Annotated in this window: 22 protein-coding genes and 1 other RNA gene; 13 read left to right on the forward strand and 10 right to left on the reverse strand. The window is 38.4% G+C overall.

Annotated features, from left to right (window positions below; translation table 11 throughout):
• Positions 1 to 97: 97 nt before the first annotated feature.
• Together ABJN95_RS14195 and ABJN95_RS14200 are read right to left on the reverse strand one after the other, a co-directional pair.
• Positions 98 to 907, reverse strand: coding sequence for a DMT family transporter (locus tag ABJN95_RS14195; protein ID WP_348371124.1), 810 nt, complete (start codon positions 905 to 907; stop codon positions 98 to 100).
• A gap of 54 nt (positions 908 to 961) precedes the next feature.
• The gene (locus ABJN95_RS14200) at positions 962 to 2,506 is read right to left on the reverse strand and encodes a hypothetical protein (RefSeq protein ID WP_348371126.1); all 1,545 of its coding nucleotides are present in this window, start codon (positions 2,504 to 2,506) and stop codon (positions 962 to 964) included.
• 149 nt (positions 2,507 to 2,655) lie between these two features.
• On the opposite strand from ABJN95_RS14200, the gene ABJN95_RS14205 reads away from it, so the two are divergent.
• Together ABJN95_RS14205 and leuB are read left to right on the forward strand one after the other, a co-directional pair.
• Entirely contained in the window at positions 2,656 to 3,825 is a 1,170-nt protein-coding gene (locus ABJN95_RS14205; protein ID WP_348371129.1) for a 2-isopropylmalate synthase, read from the forward strand.
• 2 nt (positions 3,826 to 3,827) lie between these two features.
• Entirely contained in the window at positions 3,828 to 4,946 is a 1,119-nt protein-coding gene (leuB, locus tag ABJN95_RS14210) for a 3-isopropylmalate dehydrogenase (RefSeq protein WP_348371131.1), read from the forward strand.
• 94 nt (positions 4,947 to 5,040) lie between these two features.
• On the opposite strand, the gene ABJN95_RS14215 is transcribed toward leuB, so the two are convergent.
• Positions 5,041 to 6,264, reverse strand: coding sequence for a TlpA disulfide reductase family protein (locus tag ABJN95_RS14215; RefSeq protein WP_348371133.1), 1,224 nt, complete (start codon positions 6,262 to 6,264; stop codon positions 5,041 to 5,043).
• A 181-nt stretch (positions 6,265 to 6,445) separates the two neighbouring features.
• On the opposite strand from ABJN95_RS14215, the gene pheT reads away from it, so the two are divergent.
• Complete coding sequence (gene pheT / locus ABJN95_RS14220) at positions 6,446 to 8,866, forward strand: phenylalanine--tRNA ligase subunit beta (RefSeq protein WP_348371135.1); 2,421 nt, start codon at positions 6,446 to 6,448, stop codon at positions 8,864 to 8,866.
• A gap of 6 nt (positions 8,867 to 8,872) precedes the next feature.
• Here the strand turns inward: pheT and ABJN95_RS14225 are convergent, their stop codons facing one another.
• The gene (locus ABJN95_RS14225) at positions 8,873 to 9,433 is read right to left on the reverse strand and encodes a fasciclin domain-containing protein (protein ID WP_348371137.1); all 561 of its coding nucleotides are present in this window, start codon (positions 9,431 to 9,433) and stop codon (positions 8,873 to 8,875) included.
• Positions 9,434 to 9,639: 206 nt separating this feature from the next.
• Between ABJN95_RS14225 and ABJN95_RS14230 the strand changes: the two genes are divergently transcribed.
• Entirely contained in the window at positions 9,640 to 10,359 is a 720-nt protein-coding gene (locus ABJN95_RS14230) for a hypothetical protein (RefSeq protein WP_348371139.1), read from the forward strand.
• Positions 10,360 to 10,439: 80 nt separating this feature from the next.
• On the opposite strand, the gene ABJN95_RS14235 is transcribed toward ABJN95_RS14230, so the two are convergent.
• Both ABJN95_RS14235 and ABJN95_RS14240 read right to left on the reverse strand, forming a co-directional pair.
• On the reverse strand, positions 10,440 to 11,576 hold the full coding sequence (locus ABJN95_RS14235) for a hypothetical protein (protein ID WP_348371140.1): 1,137 nt from the start codon (positions 11,574 to 11,576) through the stop codon (positions 10,440 to 10,442).
• 51 nt (positions 11,577 to 11,627) lie between these two features.
• Positions 11,628 to 13,256, reverse strand: coding sequence for an ATP-binding cassette domain-containing protein (locus tag ABJN95_RS14240; protein WP_348371142.1), 1,629 nt, complete (start codon positions 13,254 to 13,256; stop codon positions 11,628 to 11,630).
• Between the two features lie 179 nt (positions 13,257 to 13,435).
• Here ABJN95_RS14240 and ABJN95_RS14245 point away from each other — a divergent pair, with 179 nt between their 5' ends.
• The gene (locus tag ABJN95_RS14245) at positions 13,436 to 14,824 is read left to right on the forward strand and encodes a redoxin domain-containing protein (protein WP_348371144.1); all 1,389 of its coding nucleotides are present in this window, start codon (positions 13,436 to 13,438) and stop codon (positions 14,822 to 14,824) included.
• An 84-nt stretch (positions 14,825 to 14,908) separates the two neighbouring features.
• Here the strand turns inward: ABJN95_RS14245 and fsa are convergent, their stop codons facing one another.
• The 3 genes from fsa to ffs all read right to left on the reverse strand — a co-directional run bounded on the left by fsa (position 14,909) and on the right by ffs (position 16,601).
• On the reverse strand, positions 14,909 to 15,562 hold the full coding sequence (gene fsa / locus ABJN95_RS14250) for a fructose-6-phosphate aldolase (RefSeq protein ID WP_348371145.1): 654 nt from the start codon (positions 15,560 to 15,562) through the stop codon (positions 14,909 to 14,911).
• 61 nt (positions 15,563 to 15,623) lie between these two features.
• Positions 15,624 to 16,433, reverse strand: a complete 810-nt coding sequence (locus tag ABJN95_RS14255; protein WP_348371147.1) for an SDR family oxidoreductase — start codon at positions 16,431 to 16,433, stop codon at positions 15,624 to 15,626.
• A 69-nt stretch (positions 16,434 to 16,502) separates the two neighbouring features.
• An RNA gene (gene ffs, locus ABJN95_RS14260) (signal recognition particle sRNA small type) lies at positions 16,503 to 16,601 on the reverse strand.
• Positions 16,602 to 16,786: 185 nt separating this feature from the next.
• Here ffs and ABJN95_RS14265 point away from each other — a divergent pair.
• The 8 genes from ABJN95_RS14265 to ABJN95_RS14300 all read left to right on the forward strand — a co-directional run bounded on the left by ABJN95_RS14265 (position 16,787) and on the right by ABJN95_RS14300 (position 24,661).
• Entirely contained in the window at positions 16,787 to 17,836 is a 1,050-nt protein-coding gene (locus tag ABJN95_RS14265) for a glutaminyl-peptide cyclotransferase (protein WP_348371149.1), read from the forward strand.
• Between the two features lie 5 nt (positions 17,837 to 17,841).
• Entirely contained in the window at positions 17,842 to 18,231 is a 390-nt protein-coding gene (locus tag ABJN95_RS14270; RefSeq protein ID WP_348371151.1) for an acyl-ACP thioesterase domain-containing protein, read from the forward strand.
• Between the two features lie 32 nt (positions 18,232 to 18,263).
• Positions 18,264 to 19,787, forward strand: a complete 1,524-nt coding sequence (locus ABJN95_RS14275; RefSeq protein ID WP_348371152.1) for a hypothetical protein — start codon at positions 18,264 to 18,266, stop codon at positions 19,785 to 19,787.
• A gap of 156 nt (positions 19,788 to 19,943) precedes the next feature.
• The gene (locus tag ABJN95_RS14280; RefSeq protein ID WP_348371154.1) at positions 19,944 to 20,675 is read left to right on the forward strand and encodes a LytTR family DNA-binding domain-containing protein; all 732 of its coding nucleotides are present in this window, start codon (positions 19,944 to 19,946) and stop codon (positions 20,673 to 20,675) included.
• Between the two features lie 145 nt (positions 20,676 to 20,820).
• Positions 20,821 to 20,979, forward strand: coding sequence for a hypothetical protein (locus tag ABJN95_RS14285; RefSeq protein ID WP_348371156.1), 159 nt, complete (start codon positions 20,821 to 20,823; stop codon positions 20,977 to 20,979).
• 72 nt (positions 20,980 to 21,051) lie between these two features.
• The gene (locus ABJN95_RS14290) at positions 21,052 to 23,154 is read left to right on the forward strand and encodes an ATP-binding protein (RefSeq protein ID WP_348371157.1); all 2,103 of its coding nucleotides are present in this window, start codon (positions 21,052 to 21,054) and stop codon (positions 23,152 to 23,154) included.
• Between the two features lie 9 nt (positions 23,155 to 23,163).
• Positions 23,164 to 23,832 (forward strand): histidine kinase, encoded by a 669-nt coding sequence (locus ABJN95_RS14295; protein WP_348371159.1) that lies wholly within the window; start codon positions 23,164 to 23,166, stop codon positions 23,830 to 23,832.
• Between the two features lie 172 nt (positions 23,833 to 24,004).
• Positions 24,005 to 24,661 (forward strand): hypothetical protein, encoded by a 657-nt coding sequence (locus ABJN95_RS14300; RefSeq protein WP_348371161.1) that lies wholly within the window; start codon positions 24,005 to 24,007, stop codon positions 24,659 to 24,661.
• A gap of 30 nt (positions 24,662 to 24,691) precedes the next feature.
• Here ABJN95_RS14300 and glyA read toward each other — a convergent pair whose 3' ends face one another.
• Positions 24,692 to 25,966, reverse strand: coding sequence for a serine hydroxymethyltransferase (gene glyA / locus ABJN95_RS14305; RefSeq protein ID WP_348371162.1), 1,275 nt, complete (start codon positions 25,964 to 25,966; stop codon positions 24,692 to 24,694).
• Between the last annotated feature and the right edge of the window lie 108 nt (positions 25,967 to 26,074).

Here is a 26,074-nt window from a genome sequence, read left to right on the forward strand (position 1 = left end):
GCTAGCTATAGGAGTTTTAGACTTTTAGGAGGGCTACGCGTTTGCCTTGCAACTAGTTCAAAAGCGGCCAAGAGTCGCAAGCTAGAAGTTATTTTCCTCATCGATACGTTCGTACACTTTCTACAACTACCGCGGTCAAAATCAAGATGCCACCAAAGACGGTAGACCACGACGGAAATTCCGAAAGAAATAACATCCCGATAAGAATGCCGTAAACGGGTTGTACGCTACTTAGAATACTGGCAGTTGTTACCGTAAAGTGTTTTAAGCTTAATAAAAACAAGGTATGCCCTATAGCTGTTGTGAGCAAGGCTAGTGTGACAAGTGCTTCCCATTGTGAAAGAACTTCCGAAAAATCTGCAAAAACTACTGCGGGTAGTAAAAGAAAACCAACGATGCCCGTTTGATAGGTCATCATTAACGAACCATTATATTTCACAACCTTTGGTTTCATCAACAAATTCCGTAATGCATACACTATGGCCGATACTACTCCTAAACCAATTGCAAGAGTATACGAATTCTCCATATTCAAATCAGGTATCAAAAAATAAATCCCGCATAAAACCAAGACCGCCAATAGTAAATGTATTTTCTGAAATGTCGTTTTAAGAAGAAAAGGTTCAAAAAAGGCAGTCCATACGGGATAGGTAAACATCGATAACATTCCAATTGCAACGCTAGAAAGTTGCAATGCATAGAAATAGGTAATCCAATGAAAACCCATCAATACCCCACTTAAAACTACCATGGGTAGGTCTTTCTTTTCTACTTTGAAAGACATCTTTTTAAACCGGCAATACAAGGCCAATAGAACAAAGGCCAAAAGCGCCCTTGCGCCAATGGTTACAGGAACAGGTAACTCTACATAGCGGCCCAATGCACCAGAGGTACTTATAAACAGCATAGCCAGGTTTATTTCAAGTAAGTGCGAAAAGTATGGGTTCTTATTGGGCAAAGGTTATCGGGTAAGTGACATGGCTTTCTCGCGAATGATTTCCGCCACTGGTTTGTTCTCTAAATGACTTTCCAGCCACGAGATTACATCTAAATATAAAAATGCTCGTTTCTCGTAGGGATGGTCCTCATACTTCTTAAGCTCTGTATGCAATTTCTGGAATTCGTTGCGCAGGTCACTCGGATATATGTTTCCTAGATTTCTAAGAAATTTTATCATTTCTTTTTGTACCTCGTGTAGATCATCCATCTTCAGTAGAAACTTATAGGTGCTTTTCAACTGCACTTCCAGGTGATAGTCCATTCCCGCCTCGTAATGCGCAACCAAACTTAACACCCTTGCAAAACACATAAGATCTTCACGCATTTTTAAGTTCTTATTGTTAATGATTCTTTTGAGATACTGAATACAAGTTTTGTTGTCGCCCATTCCAAAGTATAGGCAAGCAATTTTGTAATACAGCAACATAATATGATGCTCATCAATACGGTCTTTATGCTTAGCTATTCCGTACTCTACAATCTTGACCAAATAGAGTCCTTTTTTAAACGTTCCCTCCATAAAATGGAGATTTAGTTTACTCGAATTGATATATAGGAATGCAAGCGAAGCTATATTGTCATTTTTGGGAAACCCTTTGCTCTCTACCATAGCCTCCATACGGTCAAGTGTTTCTTTAAACTGTGAACTGTACTTTACAAAAAATAACGATTCTAACAAATAATGGTTTCCTTTTAAAAAGAAGACCGGATTCATGTAGATCATCTCCTTGCTTTCATAGAAAAGATCAACCCATTTGTTGGCGTATTTATAGCAGGAAAGAAAATCTTGAGTTAAAAAACTATACCACAAATGTGCCTTGTATAGCCATAACTTTTCGCGAAATCCCAGATCATCGATATTGTATTTTGGTAATTGTTTTTCGAAATAGGCTTTTATCCTATTCAGATCTTCATCGCTTTTGGCATAGCCCACTTTCAACATCCAGCTATAGAGCTGTAAGGAGAGATTGGAAAGTTTGCTGGTCATTACATTGTGCGCCGAAAGTTCTTTTGCTTGAACGGCTAATTCATCGGCACGATCAGGTATACTTCGGGTGATGTATTGGGTCTCGATAATCTTTTCAAGTTCGACAATTTCATAGGCGATATTCTTTTCCTCGTTTTCAATTGCAGTAGCTTTTGCTTTATCCAATATTTTAAGGCTCTGCTTATACAATCCCTTTTGATATAGAATAGTAGCAAAATCTAATTGTTCGCGAATTTGGACCCTCATATTTTGATTCACCGGATTTAATCGCAGGCTTATTAGAATCTGCTTATAGAGGTGGGCCTTTAGATTTGAAAGTTGGGATTTCTTTACGATACCGCTGGCCAAGATTGCCTTTTCGTTATACTCCCTCATCTTATCCATCAGGTTGAAGAGCGCAATGAATTTTGCGTCAGCATTTACCCCCAAACGTCCAACGTAGAGTTTAAACTGACGCTTCTCCGACTTAGATAGCGATTTTACCAGTACGAACAAGGCATCTTTATGCGCATATGTCATCGTAACAAAACTTGTTTAAATAGCTGTTAATCAAACTTTTAACACCCAAAAAAGTAGTTTACCATTGTAAATGTTAATTGCTTTTTTAGGAGATTTCCCCTATTGGTCATATATTCGTATAGGGTACATAAAACTACACAAATATTACAATGAGCAAAGATAAAGTACAAATATTTGATACAACACTCAGGGATGGGGAACAAGTACCTGGATGCAAATTGGATGCGGAGCAAAAACTAGTAATTGCAGCGCGTCTTGACCACATGGGTGTTGATGTGATTGAAGCAGGATTTCCGATATCGAGTCCAGGCGATTTTAATTCGGTTTCCGAAATTGCCAAACTTGTAAAAAATGCAACTGTTTGTGGTTTAAGTCGTGCGGTTAAAAAAGATATTGAAGTAGCTGCGGAGGCCTTAAAACCAGCATTAAGACCAAGAATACACACAGGCATTGGGACTTCCGATTCACACATTAAGCATAAATTTAATTCCAATAGGGATGCTATTATTGAAAGAGCTGTAGCGGCAGTTAGTTACGCCAAAACTTTTGTTGATGACGTGGAGTTTTATGCTGAAGATGCCGGAAGAACCGAGAACGAATTTCTAGCCCAAGTATGTGAAGCCGTAATTGCTGCCGGAGCAACGGTCTTGAATATACCCGATACAACAGGATATTGCCTTCCAGAGGAATATGGTGCTAAAATAAAATACCTAAAAGAAAATGTCAAAGGAATCCACAAGGCCATTCTTTCTTGCCATTGTCATAATGATCTCGGGCTGGCAACAGCAAATTCTATTGCAGGAGTGGTCAATGGAGCTCGGCAAATCGAATGTACCATAAACGGTATAGGTGAACGAGCAGGAAATACCTCCTTGGAGGAGGTAGTTATGGTCCTACGCCAACACCCAAATTTGGCTTTAGACACGAACATCAATAGCAAGTTATTGTACAGCACTAGTCAAATGGTTTCTCAGAAAATGGGAATGATCGTACAGCCCAATAAGGCAATTGTTGGTGCAAATGCATTCGCACATAGTTCTGGTATTCATCAAGACGGGGTTATTAAAAATCGTGAAACCTATGAAATTATTGACCCAGCAGATGTAGGAGTTGATGAATCTTCTATCATTCTCACGGCAAGAAGTGGAAGAGCTGCGCTGGCTTATCGCGCAAAAATGGTGGGTTATGAGCTGACAAAAGTACAATTGGATACGGTGTACCAAGAGTTTTTAAAATACGCTGATAGAAAAAAAGAAGTTGTGGATGAAGACATTCATGAAATTATAGGTATGACCGACGTAGCTATAGAAAAGGTCTAGCAATGAATCTGAAAATTGCACTATTGGGAGGAGATGGCATCGGGCCTGAGGTGCTTGCACAATCAGTAAAGTGCCTTAGGGCGGTCGAAGAAACTTTCAATCATCAATTCATATACAACGAAGCTCCCGTTGGTGCGGTAGCTATCTCCAATAATGGTAATCCGCTGCCTGAAGAAACACTTCGGCTATGTAAAGATTCAGATGCCATCTTGTTTGGTGCTATTGGGGCGTTGGAATATGACAACAATCCTGACGCCAAGGTGCGACCCGAACAGGGGTTGCTAAAACTTCGCAAAGAACTTGGACTTTTTGCCAACATAAGACCGGTAAAGGTTTTTCCGGTTTTGCTAGAGCATTCTTTGTTACCTAAAAAAGTAATTACGGGAACCGATTTTGTAATTTATCGTGAACTTACCGGGGGCATTTACTTCGGAAAGAAAACCCTAAGCGATGACGCTACCTATGCGTCTGACCTATGTGAATACACAGAAAATGAAATTGCTAGAATAACACATCTGGCCTTCAAGGCCGCCAAAAAGCGTAGAGGTCGGTTGACTTTGGTCGACAAAGCCAATGTGCTTGAGACTTCACGGCTATGGCGCAAAGTGGTGACCGAAATTTCCAATAGCTATCCTGAAGTGCATTTTGAATGTCTTTTTATTGACAATGCAGTAGTACAGCTAATGATGAATCCATCGCAATTCGACGTTATTTTAACGGAAAATATGTTTGGAGATATACTTACCAGTCAGGGAAGCGTCATTATCGGCTCTATGGGCTTATTGCCTTCTGCTTCAATAGGAAATGAAAATGCTATGTTCTCGCCTTTTCACGGGTCATACCCTCAGGCAAAAGGAAAGAATATCGCGAACCCTGTGGCGTCTATTTTTAGTGCCGTTTTGATGCTACAGCACTTTGGCCTTTATGAGGAAGCCAATGCCGTTGCTAGTGCGGTTCAAAAGTCCTTCGTAAAAGGAGTTACTACGACCGACATACTAGGAAGCGATAAATACGGCACAGACTATGTTGGTGACTTTATCGCTGATCATATAGTTGATTCTGACGAAGATCCAAATATTAACGATGAGAATATTGGTTTGGGAAGATCGACTATTATTTAATCAAGTTCAAGTGTAAATTGCAGTTCAAACTCGCTTAGAGATACATATGTTTTACACTATATTGTTCCGAAGTTGCAGCGCTAATTTTCCTTGTTTACTCTGCCAGCAATTCCTTTAAAAACCCATCAAATTGCTGTTGAAATTCAATAAACTTAACTCCGGTAGCCGGACCGTTAAAACCGGTATGAATCTTTCTCACCGTTCCTTTCTTGTCGATAAATATCGAAGTTGGGTACGATAAAACATGATTTAACATGGGCAGTTTTTCTTGTGCTAAAGCCTTGTCAGATGAGCCAAACTGTGCTAATACGATAGGGTACTCTACTCCTATTCTATCCTTCAATCTGTTGATACTTTTAAAGGCACCTTCCTTGGTTTTGGCATATTCGAAAGCCAATGCGATGAATTCCAAATCGCTATTGGAATTCTTCTTGATGTAATCAACATAGTATTTGGTTTCATCGAGGCAATTTGGGCACCATGTTCCCATAACTTGAACTACCACTACTTTATTTTTAAAGCGTTCATCTTCAAGTGAGATCATTTCCCCTTTGGCATTAGGAAAAGAAAACGCCAACTTATCATATCCTTCCTTTATAAAAGTTAAGGAATCAGCACTTGTCAGTTCAAAAGCTTCATTTCGTTTTGCGACAAAAACTTCTTTGGAGTGATTTCCCGAATAAAAGGCGCCATTCATACTACTGTCGGTGACTTTTGCCGTAAAAACAAAAGCATGGGCCCCATCAAAAGCCGACACTTTTAGTGAATCACCGCTTACAACGCCGTCGAGGTATCTATAATCGCCAGTCTCCGTACGATATGTTCCTGTAACCTTATCTCCATTTTGAATGAAGATGCCTTTTGCCATATAGGCATCATCGGTGTCTATGGCAAATTCGGTTTCCCAAATACCCGATATGTTTTCGTTAGACGGTTTGCTATTTCGAAATCGTTCGCTTACACCATGGGTAGCCTTAAAAGAAACAATGCGGTCCAAACTTTCTTTGATAAACTCCCCCTGCATCGTGTTTTGGGTAATTTTTGCAGCAATATACCCTTCGAAAACAGGAAATTTTATGTTTATTGAATCCTTTATAACTTCAATCTCATCGACAATTATAACTTCTTCGGCATTATAAATTTCCATCTCATATTGGTCAGCAAATGTCTTTTTCAATTTGAAATTGAATGGCAATATGGCCTGATCCATTGCCGTTAGTTCAGCAAGCCAAACTCCCTGAGCGAGGGTATTCTTTTTTTCTTCCGTACAAGAATTTAGCAATATTGTGAATAGAAATATGCAGGCTAGTTTTTTCATTTGAACACTATTTATTGTCATTGCCAAGCCGGTACTGAATTCATTACCGTAAAGGCTACAATCTTTACCAAAGTCGAAATAACAACAAAAAACCAACACTTAAAAATAAAAACAATTCGAATAGCACGCTATTGAATGTCTTAAAGCATTGTTTTATCTTTACGCCCTTTAAATAGATTTCATGAACATATCATACAACTGGCTAAAACAATTCATAAAAATTGATTGGCAAGCCGACCAAACCGCAGAACTTTTGACCGACTTAGGCTTAGAGGTTGAGGGGGTTACTTCATTTGAATCTGTTAAAGGAGGATTGAAAGGCGTAGTTGTTGGGCATGTACTTAGCTGTATTCAACATCCAAATGCTGACCGCTTAAAGTTAACCACCGTCGATATTGGTGCCGATGAACCAGTTCAAATCGTTTGTGGGGCTCCCAATGTTGCAATAGGACAAAAAGTACCTGTGGCAACCATTGGTACAACTTTGTACGCAGATGGTGAACCATGGACTATCAAAAAGGGGAAAATTAGAGGTGAAGAAAGTCATGGAATGATATGCGCGGAAGATGAATTGGGTTTAGGAGAAAGTCATGAAGGCATTATGATTTTAGAGGATGCCCTTAAGGTGGGCACTCCTTGCTCAGAAATCTTTGAAATCGAAAATGATCAAGTATTCGAGATAGGATTGACTCCGAACCGAGCAGACGCCATGAGTCATTTTGGTGTCGCTAGAGATTTGAGAGCCGGGCTAAGACAACGAGAAATAGCATTGGAATTGATTACACCGCCCGTTACGAATTTCAATATTACAGATAGATCGTTGAAGATTGACGTAGAAGTTTCCGATAGCAAATTAGCGCCGCGGTATTGTGGTATTACTTTAAGTAATCTCATTGTACAATCTTCTCCTAACTGGTTGAAAAATCGACTGACTGCTATCGGAATTACACCCAAGAATAATCTTGTTGATGCCACCAATTATGTACTGCATGAGTTAGGGCAACCCTTACATGCATTTGATGCAGACAAAATAAAAGGCAAAAAGGTTGTCGTAAAGACCATGCCAGCTGGTACCAAGTTCACCACCTTAGACGAGGTAGAACGTGAACTGCACGAAGAGGATTTGATGATTTGCGATATTGAAAAACCCATGTGCATTGCGGGGATTTTTGGTGGTGTGCATTCGGGGGTAAGTGAACATACCACTTCGATTTTTTTAGAAAGTGCGTATTTCGACCCGGTATCGATTCGAAAATCGGCAAAAAGACACGGTTTAAACACTGATGCTTCTTTTCGATTTGAAAGAGGTATCGATATCGAAAATGTAGAGTTTGCTTTGCGAAGGGCGGCTATTTTGATAGCTGAAATTGCAGGTGGTGATATTACCTCAGATGTTGTCGACCTGTATCCGAACAAAGTATCTGACCATCAGGTCTTCTTGAGTTTTGATAAAATCAATTCTTTGATAGGTCAAGAAATTCCTAGAGATGTTATTAAGTCGATCTTATCTTCCTTAGATATTAAGGTCATGAACGTTACCGAGACCGGTTTGGGTTTAATGATTCCCTCTTATCGGGTTGATGTTCAAAGAGATGTAGATGTCATTGAAGAAATACTTCGTGTATTCGGGTACAACAACATTTTGTTTACTGAAAAATTGAACGCCTCAATAGCACAGGCCTCAAAGTTTGAAGATTATAAGTTGCAGAACGTTATTGGAAATCATCTGGCAGCTCAAGGATTTTTCGAAATCTTGGCCAACAGCCTTACGTCTCCAGAATATCAAGAACTTTCGTCGGTAGTGAATAGCGATCATAGCGTAAAAATGCTTAATCCTTTGAGCAATGATCTGTCTGTTTTGCGGCAATCTATGTTGTTTTCAGGGCTCAATGCAATTGCGCACAATATCAATCGCAAGCGATCGAATTTAAAGCTCTTCGAATATGGCAAAACCTATCATAAATATGAATCGGGCAATGTTGAAAACAAACATTTGAGCCTATTCGTAACCGGAAATAGGAACGAAGATAGTTGGACCAAACCCACAGAAAAAACCGATTTCTATTTTCTAAAAGCTACAGTAGAAAATACCCTTGCTCGATTGGGTATTCAAGCCAGCGCTTCGCCCATGGCAAATTCCGATTTCTCCGAAGGAATCGTTTTAAAAGCCAATAAAAAAGAATTGGTAGTGCTCGGTTTGGTAAAAAAATCAATCTTGAAAAAGTTTGACATCAAACAAGATGTATTGCATGCAGATTTCAACTGGGACCATGTTTTATCAGTAGTCGCCAAATCAGAAATTGTATTTACCAACATTCCGAAATATCCACAGGTAAAAAGAGATTTCGCCTTATTATTAGACAATGCAACAAGTTTTAAAGAGGTACATGATCTTGCTTTTCAAACGGAGAAAAAGTTCTTAAAACAGGTGAACCTATTTGATGTTTACACTGGAGAAAAGTTGCCTAAAGGCAAAAAGTCTTATGCTGTAAGCTTTACTTTACTCGATGAGGATAGTACCCTGACAGACAAACAGATCGACAAGATTATGGGTAAGCTACAGCAGCGCTATGAAAGCGTGTTAAGTGCAGAACTGCGGTAATATTTTCTAAAGTTTCGCAGGTCGAATTACCGTATCTATTTCGTGAATTACGCCATTACATTGGTTAGCATCAGCGGTGATAATTTTTGCTTTGTTTCCGAAGTTGTCGGTTAGCACGATGTCAACACCTTGCATGGTAGCAGTCAACTGATCACCATTAACGGTGGTAAAAGAAGCCTTTCCTCCGCCTCTACACATTGCCTTTAAAATCTTGGAAGCTGAAAAATTCCCGGCAATGATATGATAGGTCATAAGTGCTTGCACCTCTTTTTTATTCGAAGGATCTAGAAGTTCGGCTATCGTACTGCTCGGTAGTTTTTCAAAAGCCAAATCAGAAGGTGCGAATACGGTGAATGGCCCGTCAAAACCAAGAATTTCGTCGAGTTCCGCAGCTCGCATTGCTGCTAACAACATTTTGTGATTCTGTGAACTTTCAGTATTCGAAATAATGGAGGCATTAGGATCCATAGGCGTTTCAGAATACGCACTTGAAAATGTCTTCTGGGCTAGTGTGCTTAAAGAAAATAATAGCAAGAAAAGGGACAGGGCATATGCCTTACATTTCATAGAGTTCTAGGTTCTGGTTAAAAGAATAGGGTAAACTATCGACGAACGGTAGATGTTCATCGCCAAGATACAATATAACGGTTGAATTCATGTTAATGAAAACTACCGTTAATAGAAATTAACAAAACATTAACAAATGGGTGTCGCTCCTAAAATCCATTTGATAGAGAATTCCTTAATTTTGAGTAATTGCTAAAAAAGAAAAAATGCTGCTAAAGAAAACTAATATTGAGGAAAAGCTCGCTCGAGCTAAAATCGATACCCTAAAATCGGAAGAGATACTTTATGAGGTGCGTCAGATTCTAAAAAGAGAAGGCGAGAAGCACGAAAGAATTGAAAAAAACATTTCCGGAGGCCAAAAAGTGGTCAGCAATCAATTCGATTTCGATCAACTTGAAACCAATAAAATTTTTCATATTGATCAGATAAAACAAATCTGTATTGAATACCGACTTCGTTTTCTAAATTCAAAATACTTTAAGGGTGATATTCCACCAGAAGCAATTCATCGCATCAAACAGCTAGAGAAAAACCATAAGCTTGAAGTCAAAGGATTTAAGATTGTAGCACCCTCAAAACTCTTTAAACTCAAAGATAAGGACGATCCTTTATTATTTGCACCTATTGGAAATGGATATTTCTATCTCATTCATAAATGGGGAAACGATCTGCATCCGCTCCGAAAGCTTTTGATGTGGCCGTTTAAAAATATTGTGAATTTGGCGTTATTGGTCGTCTTGATAAGCTATTTGGTAACCTTAATGGTTCCTGAAGGCTTGTTCTCGAAAACAAGTACGAGCGCCGAATTCTGGATTGTTTTCTTTTTTATGTTCAAGTCTATTGCTTCGGTAGTAATTTTCTATGGCTTTGCCATGGGCAAGAATTTTAATCCTGCCATTTGGAACAGCAAATATTTCAACGCCTAAACGCAGCTCATATAATAAGCCCTATAAACTTTAAGTAAATAGGGCTTAGTGTATTTTTTATACTGGAAATACTGGGTTCGCTAATTGAACAGTATTGCATTAGGTACGCCGTCTAGATCAATATTGTCAATCATAACTGGTTCGGGGGTTAGTTTTATTCTTAGTAACCCTCCATCCTTCGTAGCACTACTCAATTTTTCATATCCGATAAGCATAAAACCATTCTTTTCGTCATAAGCAACGGTAGTGGTTGTTTTTATCTCATATTCGAAATTGCGCTGCTCCTCGGTCATCAAGTTCTCATAGGCATAAAGAACTACTAGTTTTTTAGCAAAATCATAAATCGCAGGTACCAAAGGGTATGAGCTATTGCTGCCTGGGTCCATAGGGTAAAATAATCTACCTGAAAGATCAAAATTTAAAGATTCGGAAGTGGAAAAATTAGGGGCTGTATTGCCATCGTATTGCGTGTATTCAAAGGCCATAGAACTACTATTCAAAGTGGTATGCAATTCATCGTAACTGATGATCACGTTGTCTTGAATATCTGTAAAAATTCGACGCACACTGTACCCTAAATTCATTTCGTGAATCAGGGTGTTATTAGAGATATCCATTACAGAAAGACTGTTTTCATCGGTAATCAGTTCATCTAAGGTCAAAACAAACAAGCGGTTGTTAGCTACCGTAAGATCAACTGGTTTTTTAGGCAATGTCACATCGACTGAATTGAATTCAGAAGTATTCAAGTCAATGACGCGTACAAAATAATCATCAGGGTTAACGCTGGTTACTACATAGGAAATAAAGAGCGAATTACCCGCTTTTGCAATAGCAGTAGCCGTTAAATCACAATCATTTAAATCGGTAAAAACGGCAATATCAGTTGTGGTGTCACTACTGAAATCATGCTTTGTTACTTGCCCGCCACAATTACCATCCTTGCTGTATTGAATGAAATAAGAACCATCAATACAGCTGAGATCTGGAATTTCTTTTTCAGTCAAAGAACTTGCCTCTGGGTTTAGGGTCACGGCTTCTCCGTTTGCGTTAAGAAGTTGGGGTTTTAGCATGCCGCCTTTGCTCAAAAGTGTGACATAATCGGCATCAACCCCTGGGTCTATGTTTTCCTCTTCGTTTTCTGAAATAGAATCAGATTTAGAGCAACTAAAAATTAAGAATACAAAAAGAACACAAAATGTGAAGTAGGTTTTCATCTGTTCGAATTTTATAGTTAGTATGTAAGCGTTTGGGTTGGCTCTTAGTAACTATACAGAAACGGCGTACATTTTCGTACGTTGTTCCTTTATCGTCTTATCTGACATGTATTCATCGAACGTTAAATACCTGTCAATATTGCCTTGAGGTGTCAATTCTATGATTCTATCTGCAACAGTTTGTGCAAATTCATGATCGTGGGTAGTAAACATTACCGTGCCTTTAAAATTCTTTAGTGAGTTGTTAAAGGCTGTAATGCTTTCCAAGTCAAGGTGATTCGTAGGTTCATCAAGCATTACCACATTGGCTCTTAGCATCATCATTCTACTGAGCATACACCTAACCTTTTCACCTCCAGATAGCACGGTACATTTTTTAAGCGCCTCTTCGCCACTAAATAACATTTTACCTAAAAATCCACGAATGTATACTTCCTCTCGTTCTTCCTCAGTTTTTGCCCATTGTCGCAGCCAATCAACCAAACTAATGTTTTGCGTAAAGAAATCAGAATTATCGGCTGGTAAGTAAGACTGATTTGTAGTTACCCCCCATTTATAATTTCCTGTGTCCGCCTTTTTATTTCCATTGATTATTTCGAAAAAGGCCGTGGTCGCGCGAGAGTCTCTTGAAATAATAGCAACTTTATCCCCTTTTGCTAGGTTGATATTTACTTTTTGAAAAAGCAAATCACCATCTTCAGAAGACGCTGACAAATTGTCTACGTTTAAGATTTGGTCTCCGGCCTCACGCTCACGCTCAAAAATTATGGCAGGATACCTACGACTTGAAGGTTTTATATCTTCTATTTTCAGTTTCGACAACATCTTCTTACGAGACGTGGCCTGCTTACTTTTGGCCACATTGGCGCTAAAGCGTGCTATAAACTCTTGGAGTTCCTTCGCTTTCTCTTCTGATTTTTTATTCTGTTGTGCTCGCTGTCGCGCTGCCAACTGACTGCTCTCATACCAGAAGGTGTAGTTGCCCGAATAGTGATTCATTTTGCCAAAATCAATATCTGATATGTGGGTACAAACTGCATCCAAAAAGTGACGGTCATGAGATACTACTATTACAGTGTTGTCATAATTTGCAAGGAAGTTCTCCAACCAACTTATGGTTTCATAATCCAGATCATTTGTGGGCTCATCCATTATCAAAACATCAGGATTACCAAATAAGGCCTGTGCCAAAAGCACCCTGACTTTTAGTTTTGAATCTAGCTCCGCCATTGAGGTAAAATGTAAATCTTCTGAGATACCCAAGTTTGATAATAAGGCGGCAGCGGAACTATCTGCGTTCCACCCGTCCATTTCTTCAAACTGTACTTGCAATTCTCCTATTTTATCCGCATTCTCGTCATTGTAATCGGCATAGAGTGCATCGATTTCAGTTTTGAGAGCATAAAGTGGCTTGTTACCCATCACCACCGTTTCCAATACTGGAAAAGCGTCATAAGCGTTGTGCTCTTGTTCGAGGATCGACATGCGCTTGCCTGGCTCCAAATGCACGTTGCCAGAAGTAGGATCTTGTTTGCCCGAAAGAATTTTTAAAAAAGTAGATTTACCGGCACCATTTGCTCCGATGACCCCATAACAATTGCCTTGAGTAAAGGCAACATTAACTTCATCAAACAAAACCCTTTTGCCAAATTGTACAGATAGATTTGAAACAGACAACATAGAAAACGCTTTAAAATTTCGTGCAAAAATAGAGAAATAAAAGTGCTTATGCGAATTATCTTAGGAAAGCGTATTTCATCGAATAACTTAACGAAACCATAGGCTTTTTTAACGCGCTATTAACAGCAATGCATATATGGGTTTAGTAGTTTTGTTCGTTACTAGGTAGATATTATTTTATGAGTAAACATTTACTATATCTCTTTATTCTAGTTTTAGCAGGTTGTAGCCAAGAGAAAAAAAAGTCCCCCAACGTTTTTTTTGCCGGGGAGATTGTGAATCCAACCAGTAAACAGGTCTTTCTTTACAGGGGAAATGTTATACTTGATTCTACACATTTAGATGACAATAATCGCTTCTCTTTTGAACTTCCTGCTATAGAGGAAGGATTGCATCATTTTAACCATGGTCGAGAATATCAATATATCTTTCTGCAAAAAGGAGATAGTCTTCAAATTAGGCTAAACACCATAGATTTTGATGAATCATTGGTTTTTTCAGGTGAAGGGGCAGAAATAAATAACTTTTTACTGGATCTTTTTCTAGCAAACGAGGAAGAAGAGCGATTGATTCGCAGCACCTACTTTAAAATGGAACCGGAGGAGTTCAATGAACGTATTGAAGCCCTACACGATGAAAAGCTTATAAATTTAGCCCAACTTAAATCGGAAACAGAACTTTCTCAGGAAGAACAAGAAATCGCAAGGGTAAGTATCGATTATACCTATTATAGTTACAAAGAAAAGTACCCTTTTGAGCACCGAAAAAAGACAGGAAAAAAGACATTACATACCTTACCTGATGGCTTCTATGACTACCGCAAAAATATAAGCTTCAACAATGGCAGTCTTAACTACTTGACGCCTTACTATGGCTTTATGAAGTCTCATTTGAACAACTTGTCTTATATGACCTGTTCAAAAAAATGTGGGGTAGAAAATGAAAAAATAACCAATCACCTGCATTTTAATCGTCATAAATTGACCTTGATAGATAGCCTGGTACAAGAAACGGAGCTAAAAGACAATCTGTTCAGAAACGTGGCTTTTGATTATTTGCTTATGGCTCGAGATACCGAAGCCAATAACGAGATTTTTATAAAAGACTTCCACCTTCGATCGGCAAACAATAGGCATATCAAGGAGATCAATGACTTGTATGAAGGCATTCGTAATATACAACCTCAGAAAAAAATACCTGATGTCTTAGTTACTGATGCTGAGGGAAACAAAGTTTCGCTTCAAGAAATTGCAAAAGATAAAAAAGTAGTTTTCTATTTCTGGTCTGGCGCCAATAAAAGATATTTTAAGGATATTCATAAAAGAGTGAATCACCTTTCCAAGGTTAAAAAAGAATACACCTTTGTTGGCATCAATCACAATACCGATGAGGCCACCTGGAAAGGTATGGTAGAATTGGCCAATTTGAATCCGGTAAATCAGTTCAAGGCTGATGATTTTGAAGCATTGACGAAGGCACTTATTATTTACCCTCCTAACAAATGCATTATTACCGAAGACGCTAAGATTGTAGATGCATTTACAACAATGTGGGCTTCCAATTTTTAGAGAGCATTCATTACATAAAAAATAGAAAACCCTTGAGCACTTTATGCTCAAGGGTTTTTACTTCAAGAAATTTTAGAATACTTACTAGTTACCTTTGTTATAGTCGGCCAAAAACTTGGCCAAGCCTGAATCGGTCAATGGATGTTTTAAAAGTCCTTCAATCGAAGATAGCGGTCCTGTCATGACATCAGCTCCTATTTTAGCACAATCAATAACATGCATGGTATGGCGTACTGAGGCTGCTAGTATTTGTGTTTCAAATGCATAATTATCGTATACATGACGAATTTCTGCAATTAAGTTCAACCCGTCGGTTGAAATGTCGTCTAGGCGTCCTATAAAAGGAGAAACATATGTTGCTCCTGCTTTCGCCGCTAATAAGGCCTGTCCTACAGAAAACACCAACGTACAATTGGTTCGTATGCCTTTGTCTGAAAAATATTTAAGCGCCTTTACGCCATCTTTAATCATTGGAACTTTAACCACGATTTGATCGTGAAGCTCTGCCAGCTCCTCCCCCTCCTTGATCATATCCTCAAACTTTGTAGCAATTACCTCAGCAGAAACATCACCATCTACAATAGTACAGATATCAACATAATGCTTAAGAATGTTATTTCTACCCGTAATGCCTTCTTTCGCCATTAGCGAGGGATTTGTAGTAACTCCATCTAGTACACCTAGTGCCTGAGCTTCCTTAATTTGATCTAGATTCGCTGTATCAATAAAAAATTTCATTCTAATTTATTTGATTATGGTTAAAAAGATATGCATTTCGGAATTTTTCCGGAGACCAAAATTACAATTTATAATGGTTTAACAGTAGTTTCTCATACACTTTATCGGGCAAAGCTTTTTTCAAGAGCAAGGAAAATTTCTGCATGAATGTACCTACTTTATAATGTACTTTGGGTTTTTTGGTATTGATTATTTTTAAAACCGTTCGCGCCACTAAAATTGGGTCTTCCCCATCGTGTACCCCCTCATTAATTAATTCAAGAGTATTGCTATATGGGGTTTTATAAGGAGAATCCTCATGAACAGGAGAATGATACCTGCCAGAGGCAATATTCGTAGCAAAATCACCAGGAGCAAGATTTGTGATATGCACACCAAAGTCTTTGACTTCCATTCGCAAAGCTTCGGTTATCAATCCTATCGCACCCTTAGTGGCGGAATAGACACCTCTATACGGAAGCCCCATATATCCGGCAATTGAGGTGATATTTATGATGAGTCCGCCTTTTTGTTTGCGCATTTGCGGGAGAACCGCTTTGACCATATGGAGTGGTCCATTGAAATTCGTGTCAAACACGTTTAGAATCTCTTCATGGGGAGTTTCCTCTATAGGCCCCGTAATTCCAATTCCTGCATTATTGATTAAAACATCGAGCCTCCCCTCTTTCTCCGTGACTCGCGCTACGGCACGCTGTATGGTATGAACATCTGTAACATCCATTTCAAGAAGCTCAAAAGCACTGAAACCTGAATGCATATTTAATCTTCGGGTGGTACCATAAACAGTAAAGCCTTTTTCTTTTAAATACAGGCCGACTGATTTTCCAATCCCCGAAGAACCTCCTGTAATTAGAACAACCTTTGAATTCATAATTCCGGTAAATTAACAAATTAAAACCAGCGATTAAAATAGGTTCCTTACTTGAATTTTGGGCACAAAAAAAGGCAAGCTACCTACATCGCACCGCTACAACCATATACCCTTGCTGCGTTCCCACCCTGGGGGATTCTACAGGAGCTGGTCGTGTAGGACTTGCCAACTGCAAATATACAATCTTTTCATTTTTACATTCACAATTTTAGGCCAAATATTGCTTGTGATTTGAGGTTTGGTGTTATTTTTGTTCCAAAGGATTCAATAGTAGGCTATTAGCAAAAAACTATTATTTGACCGCAGATTACGGTTAAACCTTTTTTAAGCAAAACATGCACAACACGAGCACTATGATCAAAATTCTATTTTCCACTGTTTTCTTTCTTCTCTTCCTAGCCTGTGGTGGAGACAGTGTTGAACCCAAAGATCTTTTCTCCATCAAATTGGAGGGGAATCAAAAGCAGTTTCAACAAAACGCATCTGTTGGTTTAAGTATAAATAACAAACAAGATAAGACGGTGCATAGCATAAGCTATAGCATTGATGGTAAAGAACTTCCTCTTCAAGACAACCGCATAGTATTGAATATTCCCACCCTAGGTAATAAAACATTAAAGGCAGTAATAAACTATGATGATACCTCGTTAACCGTTTCAAAAAAAATTAAGGTCTTAGCGGCGCAAACACCTGAAATATATACCTATGAGATTATAAATGAATACCCTCATGATGATCGCGCGTACACGCAAGGCTTGGAATTTTATCAAGATACCCTTTACGAAAGTACGGGTAAAAAAGGAAGATCATCGTTGCGCCAAGTCGACTATAAGACCGGAAAAGTGTTGCAGCAAATAAATCTTGATAATGCTATTTTTGGAGAGGGCATGACGATTCTTAATGGAAAGATTTATCAACTCACCTGGCAAAGTCGCATCGGATTCATTTATGATTTAAAGGATTTCAAGAAAATCGATAGTTTTCAGTACGGGGAAAGCAAAGAAGGATGGGGTCTTGCCAATGATGGCGAAAAATTGTTTAAGAGTGATGGCACAGAGCATATTTGGTTCTTAAATCCTGAAACCTTGGTTGAAGAAGGCCATATGCAAACTGTCACCAACACCTCAATTTTTAATAATACAAACGAATTGGAATATGTAGATGGTAAACTTTATGCCAATGTATATCAAAAATCAGGAGTAATGATAATTGACGCCAAAAGCGGTGCTATTGAAGGTGTTGTTAATTTTGGCGGTTTAAGTAAGAAGGTGGCTAAAGGCGAAAACTGGGTTGACACTGATAATGTGCTCAATGGTATTGCCTATCATCCAACTAGAAAAACATTTTTCGTGACTGGTAAGGACTGGAACAAACTCTTCGAAGTCAAAATCATAAAGAAGTAGTCTTTATGAAATACCATGAAAAGGTGTTGACGGTATCAGCCGATGATTTAGATGATTTAAATCACGTTAATAATGTGCGTTATGTACAATGGATTCAGGATGTTTCAAAAGAGCATTGGCAACGCTACGCATCTGAACAAATACAATTAGCTGTTGTTTGGGTAGTTATGAATCACAATATTTCCTACAAGAATGCAGCCAAATTGGGCGATCAGATTACTATTCAAACGCATATCGCAGAAAGTAGGGGTGCCACTAGTATTCGCGTAGTGGAAATGCACAATACCATAACAAATCAGCTTTTATTACGTTCAAAAACTGAATGGTGTCTGTTAAATGCAAAAACCTTGAGGCCGATGCGGATTTCAGAAGAGATCAAAAACGTGTTTTCTTAAAAATGCCAGAATTCAAAATTTGAATTTTACCTATGCGCACTTATTTGATTCCCGTATGTATTTTAGTCTTGATTATTCTGGGTAGCTCTTGCCGAAAAGACTTGGAATATGCGCCGAGTGCAGGCAATTTGGAGTTTTCCAAAGACACGGTATTCCTTGATACTATTTTTAGCAATATAGGCAGTAGCACCCGTACATTGAAAGTGTACAACAACACACGAGACGATGTCGAAATACCTTCAATTCGATTGTCTCAGGGGCAAAACAGCAGCTATCGACTGAATGTTGATGGGGATGCTGGAAAGGAATTCAGTAACATACCAATTCTTGCTCAAGATAGTATTTTCATTTTTATAGAGACCACTTTTGATGTTGCTGATAGCGCTCAAAATGAATTTTTATACACCGATGCCATTCAATTTGACAATGGCGATTTCTTGCAAGAAGTACAACTCGTCACCTTGGTGAAAGATGCTATTTTTTTATTTCCTGAACGGCTTTCTGACGGATCTAAGGAAACTATTCTGATTGGCCTAGACGATTCAGGGAATGAAATTCGCGCCGAAGGATTTGAATTGAACGACAGTCAATTGAACTTTACGAACGAAAAACCATATGTCATATACGGGTATGCGGTGGTAGCTGAAGGAAAAGAACTTACTATCGATGCGGGTGCGCGTGTTCATTTTCATAAAGACTCTGGAATGCTGATAAAAGAAAATGCAAGCCTACAAATCAATGGTGAATTGAGTCAAGATCAAGATATGCTAGAAAATGAGGTTGTTTTCTCTGGAGACCGACTTGAAAGTGAATTGTCGAATGTTCCCGGGCAATGGGGAACCATATGGATTACTTCAGGCAGCATTAATAACACCATAAATTATTTAACACTAAAAAATGCTACAGTTGGCCTGTTAGTCGATGGTGATGATACGCTAGAATTTCCGACCCTGTCAATTACGAACTCCCAAATCTACAATAGCGCTAGTGTAAACCTATGGGCTAAAAAAGCGGTTATAAATGCAGAAAATGTTGTATTGGGAAGTTCAGGAAACACTTCTTTATATTGTAATCTCGGTGGAAAATATGAATTTGCACATTGTACGATTGCCAACTATTGGAGTAACGGTTTCCGGGGGGGTGCGGCATTGGAAATTGATAATTTTACCGCAACTGCTACTGTCGACTTGGAGAAAGCAGAATTCTTCAATTGTATTATAGATGGCAATAATGCTATTGAACTAGTACTGCGTAGTAATGGTACAAATGCCTTTCAATATACCTTTACAAATTGCCTGCTGAAATTTAGAGATACTAATGGTCAATTTGATTCAGACCCGCTATATGACTTTGGAAATATAAGTTTATACAAGGAAGTATTTATCAACGAAGATGCCAACTTTTTAAACGCCAACTTAAACGATTTCAGAATTGGAAACCCATCAGCAGTTGACGGAAAAGCAAATATCGGCACTGCTTTGCGCATTCCATTTGATATTCTGGGAATTGACCGTACTTCTTCTCCCGCCATTGGAGCTTACCAAGTTTTGCAATAAAATCATTTTATAAGATTTTTCCTACTTATTCAAAAAAAATTGTAATTTTTTTAACAAAAAACAGTAATTTTAAAGACAAACCTCCGTATTTATAAGGTTTTCCTCCTCCATTTTTGCCAACTCTGTCGGTACTTTGCATACATAACACTAAACGCTTTGATTTATACGTACGCCATAATCGATTCAGAGACTTCTGCAACTTTAAATTTGCAGCATTTTTTATCGGAATGTGGTGAGTTTGATTGTTTGGCCATTGCGGAAAATAGCGTAGAAGGATTGAACGCTATTTTAAAATATAAACCCAGTTTAGTTTTTATAAATTTAAATGCAGATGCGCACTCCTACTTTCAGATGAGTATAGAGCTGCTTCAGTACACACACGATCTACCCGTTTTTATAGGCATCTCAAAAACGAAAAAATACGCTTACGAGGCTATAAAAAATAATTTCTTCGATTATTGGTTGCTACCGTACAACGAATTTGATGTTCGAAAATCGATTATGCGATTGCAAAAGAACATGCCTCAAGAAGATCCAGCACCGACTTTGTGTTTGAAATCATATCGTGATTTTCAGTATATCAACACCAATGAAATTCTTTACTTAAGAGCAGACAACAACTCCACAGAATTCGTAATGAAAGACGGTACAATAACCCATGCTTTCAAAACGTTAAAGACCTTCGAGCCTCAAATGCCTAAAAACTTTGTCCGCATTCATCAAAGTTATATTGTCAATAGCAACTATATCTCTGGTATCAGCTACGGCAAAGCTAGTTGTACTTTAAAGCATAAAAAAGAACAACTGCCCTTTTCAAAATCGTATCGCGAGAATATCGACGCGCTTAAGCAGCTCCTTACAAAAAACGCCATTTCTGCCCTAAATTAATCGAATACTCACAGATTCGCTACGATTACCCTCAAAACTGTATCATTTACCCTTACAATTTTAAAGTTACCTTCTTCGGCTTAGTTGTTTTATAGTTTTACTTCAGAATAATTAAAGAGCTAATAACCCACTAAACATTTAGAACATGAAGAAAGTAGCAAGTATTTTGGCAGTAGTAGTTTTTGCAGTAGGAATGATCGCAACCCAAGCAGAAAAAATTGATCTAGATTTTGACATAGAAACCATGCTGGCCTGTGGTGATTGTAGCAAAGATGATGACAGAGGAGGCAGTGGCTTGAGCTAAAAAATCAAAATTCATTCTGGGCCCTAAATATTTTATTTAGGGCTTTTTTTTTATCTTGTAGGAAAAAGTTGAATGCCCAAACTACCGATCATTTTGAAATCTCCCTTTCCTATCTTTTTGGTTTTAGTTTTATTCTTCTGGGCCTGCCAGCAAACAAAAACTTCGAAAGCCACCCTTGAAACAACTGCAACAGATAGCATTCAAATTTGGCTTGATCAAAGTCAAGTATCGGAAACCCCCAAAGAAATCAAATCCGATTTATTAGCGAAGGCACAAAAGAGCGCTTTTGCAATTTCGAATGATTCTCTTAAAAGTAGCTACTTGACAAAGCTTTCCATTCGTTATTTGAGCCTTAGAGATTCTATAAACTTTCGCAACGTCAATCGTGAGGCAATACGATTTAATAAAAGTATTGGAGATTCTGCCAACCTTGGCGAAGTTTATTGGGATTTAGGTGCCTTTTACAAAAGACACAATATTCAAGATAGTGCCTATTTTCAATATCGAGAAGCCCAACAGGTGTTTGAAGCAATAAACGATCAATTTCGTTCTGGGCAATTGCTGCGCAGTATAGCAAATTTGCAATCAGATATAGGTGATAATATTACTGCTGAGGCCACTGTAATCAGAGCCATTGAGAAACTAAAACCGCTAAATGAATATCGCGCCTTAGCTAGTTGCTATGATCTGCTTGCAGATAATGCAAAACTATTGAACGAACCTGAAAGGGCCTTAAGTCATTATAAAGAATCTTTAGCATACAAACAAAAAGCAAATGAGTCATCGCTCAGATTGCTATCTACAAAGCACAATATGGCTTTGGTGTATCAAAAACAAGGTCAGCATCAAAGCGCTATAGCCACCTTTTTAGAGGTTTTGGCTTATCCGAATTTACGCCAAGAAGGTCCATCATTCTACGGGCGTGTCTTAAATAATCTTGGTTATAGTTATCTGAAAAGTGGTCAATATGATAGCCTGCCCAATTTATTTATGACCGCGCGAAAGATTCAAGATAGCATCAACGATGTGAGCGGCAAATCTTCAGGAGCCCTTAAACTGGCCGAGTATTACCTCACCCAAAAGGATTCTTTAAACGCGCTATCCAATCTGCAAATGGCGCATAATTTAGCCCTTGAAGCGGGTGATAAAAAACAGTTGCTCAATGTTTTAAGAATGTTACCAACGGCAGATCCTAAAAATGCTACAAACTATACACAACAATATGTCACCTTAAACGATAGTCTGCTCCTTCAGGAGCGTCAAATTCGAAACAAGTTTGCTAGAATTCGTTTTGAGACCGATGAGTTTATAGCCGAAAATGAGGTGTTGGCCAGAGAAAAACAATTGTGGACTGGTATTGCCGCTTCATTAATTTTGTTAGGCCTTGCGGGCTATATTATTATAAGCCAACGCATCAAAAATAGAAACTTGAAATTTCGACAAGAACAACAGGCAAGCAATCAGGAAATATTTAATTTAATGCTCGCTCAAGGAGAAAAGGTTGAAGAAGGAAAAAAAATGGAGCAAAAACGGGTTTCCGAAGAATTGCACGACGGGGTTTTGGGTAAAATGTTAGGCGCGCGTATGATGCTATTGGGCCTAAATAAGAAAACAGACCCTGAGGCTGTTGCCGAACGTGCCAAGGCCATTTCTATTTTGCAAGATGTTGAAGGCGAAGTACGATCTATTTCACACGAGTTAAGCCATGCTGCTTATCAAAAAATTCATAACTTTATTCTTTCAATTAAAGACCTGACAAAAACGATTCAGAGCGCATCAAAAATCAATATTGATTTTAAATTTACAGATGAATTGGATTGGGATGCGTTGAGCGGTGAAATCAAGATTAACTTGTACCGCATGGTACAAGAAAGTATTCAAAATTCTGTAAAGCATGCCGACTGTCAAAATATCTCAATGCATTTCTATGCTGATGAGGCCATGCTTACGGTTGACATAGCAGATGATGGTAAAGGGTTCGTTCCAAAAAGAGGAAAGAAAGGAATAGGCATGCGAAATATGTCTTCTCGAATTAAAAAAGTAAATGGCACCTGGGATATTAAAAGTGAAGTTGGAAAAGGAACAACGGTAACCTTTGTAATACCCCTAGTATCAAATGATAGTGAAAATGCCCCAAGCATCTCACCAATAGAACATAATTTACAAGAAACATAATATTTGCATATGGAAGTAATTCGAATTCTAGCTATCGATGATCATGAAATGACCACCACCGGTTATAAATACATTCTTGAAGGAGAACCCTTTGAAAATTTTGAAGTGCGGGTCGATATTGCAACCTCATTCGACATGGGAAAGGAAAAAATTGAATTTTCCGCTCGGTCGTTAAAATATGATATCATCTTACTTGATATACAACTGTTTCCGCCGAACTCCAATGACATAAGAAGCGGAGAAGATTTGGGCATCCTAGCACGCCAATTAGTTCCAGAGTCGAAAGTGGTATTTATGTCTTCCTTTAGTGATAATTTGCGTATCAATAGTATTTTCAAATCGGTCGATCCTGATGGTTACATGGTAAAGTCAGAAATCGATGAAAAATCACTGCGAACAATGGTAGAAACCGTTACAACCAAGCCACCCTATTATACGGCTGGAGCATTCGCAGCAATCCGTCGGCGCATGACCAATGATATCGTAGTTGATGAATTAGACAAAAAGATATTGTACTACTTGTCAATAGGAACAAGAACAAAAGATATTGCACCTCTGATTTCCTCAGCGACTACTACAGTAGAGTCTCGAAAACGCCAATTGAAGACACTTTTTGGTATCGAAAGCGGCAACGATATCACCCTAATTGAGGAAGCACGAAAAAAAGGCTTCATTTAATCGATTTTTCTCCTGCTTTGCTTTTTTCTAATTACCTAATAATTAGCATTTTAAGGATTTCAGAGTTGAGCAACCAAGGAAAACCTCCATATTTATATGGTTTTCCTATGGTGGCGTGAAATGGTTTCAAATTAACTTTACAGATAATACCGAACCCTTTTATACTCGCCGTATGCTGCTAAACAACGATAATTTTGATAATTTTTCACGCGTTGGATATAATAAGAATGTTGAAATAGAAGGCCTTGATCGCTTTACCAAAAATCTAGAGAAACATTTTTTTTCCCAAGTTACCATACGAAATTGTTCCTCCACTACCAACTCGGTAAATCTTGTAGTTGAATTGGATAGCAATTTTGAACTATTAGAAACTTTGCATTATTTTACTAAGGAAACCTGGGGAAATTTCAATTGTCCGGAAAATTCTTTTGCAGGTGCGTTGACACAATTAAGAGCATGTAATGAATTAGCAATTGAAGTAGAAGAACTTTCGTTGTTTTTCAAAGACACTTCTATTATTGTAAATAGAATATACGATCAAAGCATTGCGGAACAGTTTGAAAACATCCTTATCAGTCTCAATGAGCATTTCGAGTTTTTCACCAAGGGTTTGACAGAACTTCCCTATGAAATTTATATTCCAGTCTTTGAAGACGATTTAATGGAAAATGAACACACACTACTGATGAATATCCAATCAGGGAACAATAGTGCACAAGACTATTTTAGTTTTTGGGGACTCTACTATTATTCAGAAGATGATGCTAGTGTTTATGATTTAAAAAATCGGTCTATCATCAACGGCAATCTTCAGATGTTAAATCGCTAGGAGAACTTAGCACAATTCGTTTTACGTACATCAAGCATTGAAAAGGGCTCTGCCTTTCATCAATGCATTAACTTTTAACCTCACATTCGCTATCAATGTAGCATCTGTTGCATTGGTTAAGACCTCATCTACCAAGTCAACAATAGTCGACATATCACTTTCAATCAAACCTCGGGTTGTAATAGCGGCAGTACCAAATCGAATACCAGACGTAACAAAAGGTGATTTGTCATCAAAAGGCACCATATTCTTGTTAGCGGTAATATCTGCCTCAACCAAAACTTTCTCCGCGTCTTTTCCAGTAATATTCTTATTTCTAAGATCAATCAGCATCATATGATTATCAGTGCCTCCAGAAATAATATGATAGTCTTTCGCAACGAAGGCGGCAGCCATAGCCTCGGCGTTTTTCTTAACCTGCAGCATATAATGCAAAAATTCATCTTGTAGGGCTTCACCAAATGCAATCGCCTTAGCAGCAATAATGTGTTCTAAAGGGCCTCCTTGGTTTCCTGGAAAAACAGCCAAATTCAACAAGGCTGACATCTTGCGAAGACTGCCATTTTTCAATGTGATTCCAAATGGATTATCGAAATCTTTCCCCATTAAAATAAGCCCACCTCGTGGTCCTCTAAGGGTTTTATGGGTGGTTGTGGTCACAATATGGCAATGTGGAATAGGATCATTCAAAATTCCCTTTGCAATCAGACCTGCAGGATGCGAAATATCAGCCAACAAAAGCGCACCAACTCTATCGGCAATTTCACGAAACCGTTTAAAATCCATATCTCTAGAATAGGCCGAAGCCCCTGCAATAATCATTTTCGGTTTTTCCCGTGTGGCAATTTCTTGAATCGCATCGTAGTTCAGAACACCGGTCTTCTCCTCTACTCCATAAAAAACAGGATTATATAATCTTCCTGAAAAGTTTACCGGTGACCCATGTGTCAAATGCCCCCCGTGTGAGAGGTCAAAACCCAATATGGTATCTCCTGGCTTCAAGCAAGCATGATACACAGAAGCATTCGCTTGAGACCCTGAATGTGGTTGCACATTGGCATATTCTGCTCCAAATAATTCCTTGGCACGGTCTATGGCCAATTGTTCAATTTGATCAACAACTTCACAGCCTCCATAATAACGCTTGCCAGGGTAACCTTCAGCATACTTATTGGTAAGTACCGAACCACAAGCCTCCATAACTTGTGGACTTGTAAAGTTTTCAGAAGCAATAAGCTCTATACCACTAAGCTGACGCTCTTTTTCATCGTTAATAAGGTTAAAAATTATCTCGTCGCGTTGCATATTCAAGGTTTATGTTAAATGAAGAGCAAAAGTACAAATTGCCAACAGTAAATTGGAAGAAAAGAATATATTTGAACAGGAATTTATCAAATATAAATTAACAATTTC

The organism is Maribacter sp. (assembly GCF_039974175.1).
Classification (GTDB): domain Bacteria; phylum Bacteroidota; class Bacteroidia; order Flavobacteriales; family Flavobacteriaceae; genus Maribacter_C.

Coding starts and splice junctions, on each gene's coding strand:
- ABJN95_RS14195 (WP_348371124.1), bottom strand. CDS start 907: ATGCTGTTTATAAGTACCTCTGGTGCATTGGGCCGCTATGTAGAGTTA.
- ABJN95_RS14200 (WP_348371126.1), bottom strand. CDS start 2,506: ATGACATATGCGCATAAAGATGCCTTGTTCGTACTGGTAAAATCGCTA.
- ABJN95_RS14205 (WP_348371129.1), top strand. CDS start 2,656: ATGAGCAAAGATAAAGTACAAATATTTGATACAACACTCAGGGATGGG.
- leuB (WP_348371131.1), top strand. CDS start 3,828: ATGAATCTGAAAATTGCACTATTGGGAGGAGATGGCATCGGGCCTGAG.
- ABJN95_RS14215 (WP_348371133.1), bottom strand. CDS start 6,264: ATGAAAAAACTAGCCTGCATATTTCTATTCACAATATTGCTAAATTCT.
- pheT (WP_348371135.1), top strand. CDS start 6,446: ATGAACATATCATACAACTGGCTAAAACAATTCATAAAAATTGATTGG.
- ABJN95_RS14225 (WP_348371137.1), bottom strand. CDS start 9,433: ATGAAATGTAAGGCATATGCCCTGTCCCTTTTCTTGCTATTATTTTCT.
- ABJN95_RS14230 (WP_348371139.1), top strand. CDS start 9,640: ATGCTGCTAAAGAAAACTAATATTGAGGAAAAGCTCGCTCGAGCTAAA.
- ABJN95_RS14235 (WP_348371140.1), bottom strand. CDS start 11,576: ATGAAAACCTACTTCACATTTTGTGTTCTTTTTGTATTCTTAATTTTT.
- ABJN95_RS14240 (WP_348371142.1), bottom strand. CDS start 13,256: ATGTTGTCTGTTTCAAATCTATCTGTACAATTTGGCAAAAGGGTTTTG.
- ABJN95_RS14245 (WP_348371144.1), top strand. CDS start 13,436: ATGAGTAAACATTTACTATATCTCTTTATTCTAGTTTTAGCAGGTTGT.
- fsa (WP_348371145.1), bottom strand. CDS start 15,562: ATGAAATTTTTTATTGATACAGCGAATCTAGATCAAATTAAGGAAGCT.
- ABJN95_RS14255 (WP_348371147.1), bottom strand. CDS start 16,433: ATGAATTCAAAGGTTGTTCTAATTACAGGAGGTTCTTCGGGGATTGGA.
- ABJN95_RS14265 (WP_348371149.1), top strand. CDS start 16,787: ATGATCAAAATTCTATTTTCCACTGTTTTCTTTCTTCTCTTCCTAGCC.
- ABJN95_RS14270 (WP_348371151.1), top strand. CDS start 17,842: ATGAAATACCATGAAAAGGTGTTGACGGTATCAGCCGATGATTTAGAT.
- ABJN95_RS14275 (WP_348371152.1), top strand. CDS start 18,264: ATGCGCACTTATTTGATTCCCGTATGTATTTTAGTCTTGATTATTCTG.
- ABJN95_RS14285 (WP_348371156.1), top strand. CDS start 20,821: ATGAAGAAAGTAGCAAGTATTTTGGCAGTAGTAGTTTTTGCAGTAGGA.
- ABJN95_RS14290 (WP_348371157.1), top strand. CDS start 21,052: ATGCCCAAACTACCGATCATTTTGAAATCTCCCTTTCCTATCTTTTTG.
- ABJN95_RS14295 (WP_348371159.1), top strand. CDS start 23,164: ATGGAAGTAATTCGAATTCTAGCTATCGATGATCATGAAATGACCACC.
- ABJN95_RS14300 (WP_348371161.1), top strand. CDS start 24,005: ATGCTGCTAAACAACGATAATTTTGATAATTTTTCACGCGTTGGATAT.
- glyA (WP_348371162.1), bottom strand. CDS start 25,966: ATGCAACGCGACGAGATAATTTTTAACCTTATTAACGATGAAAAAGAG.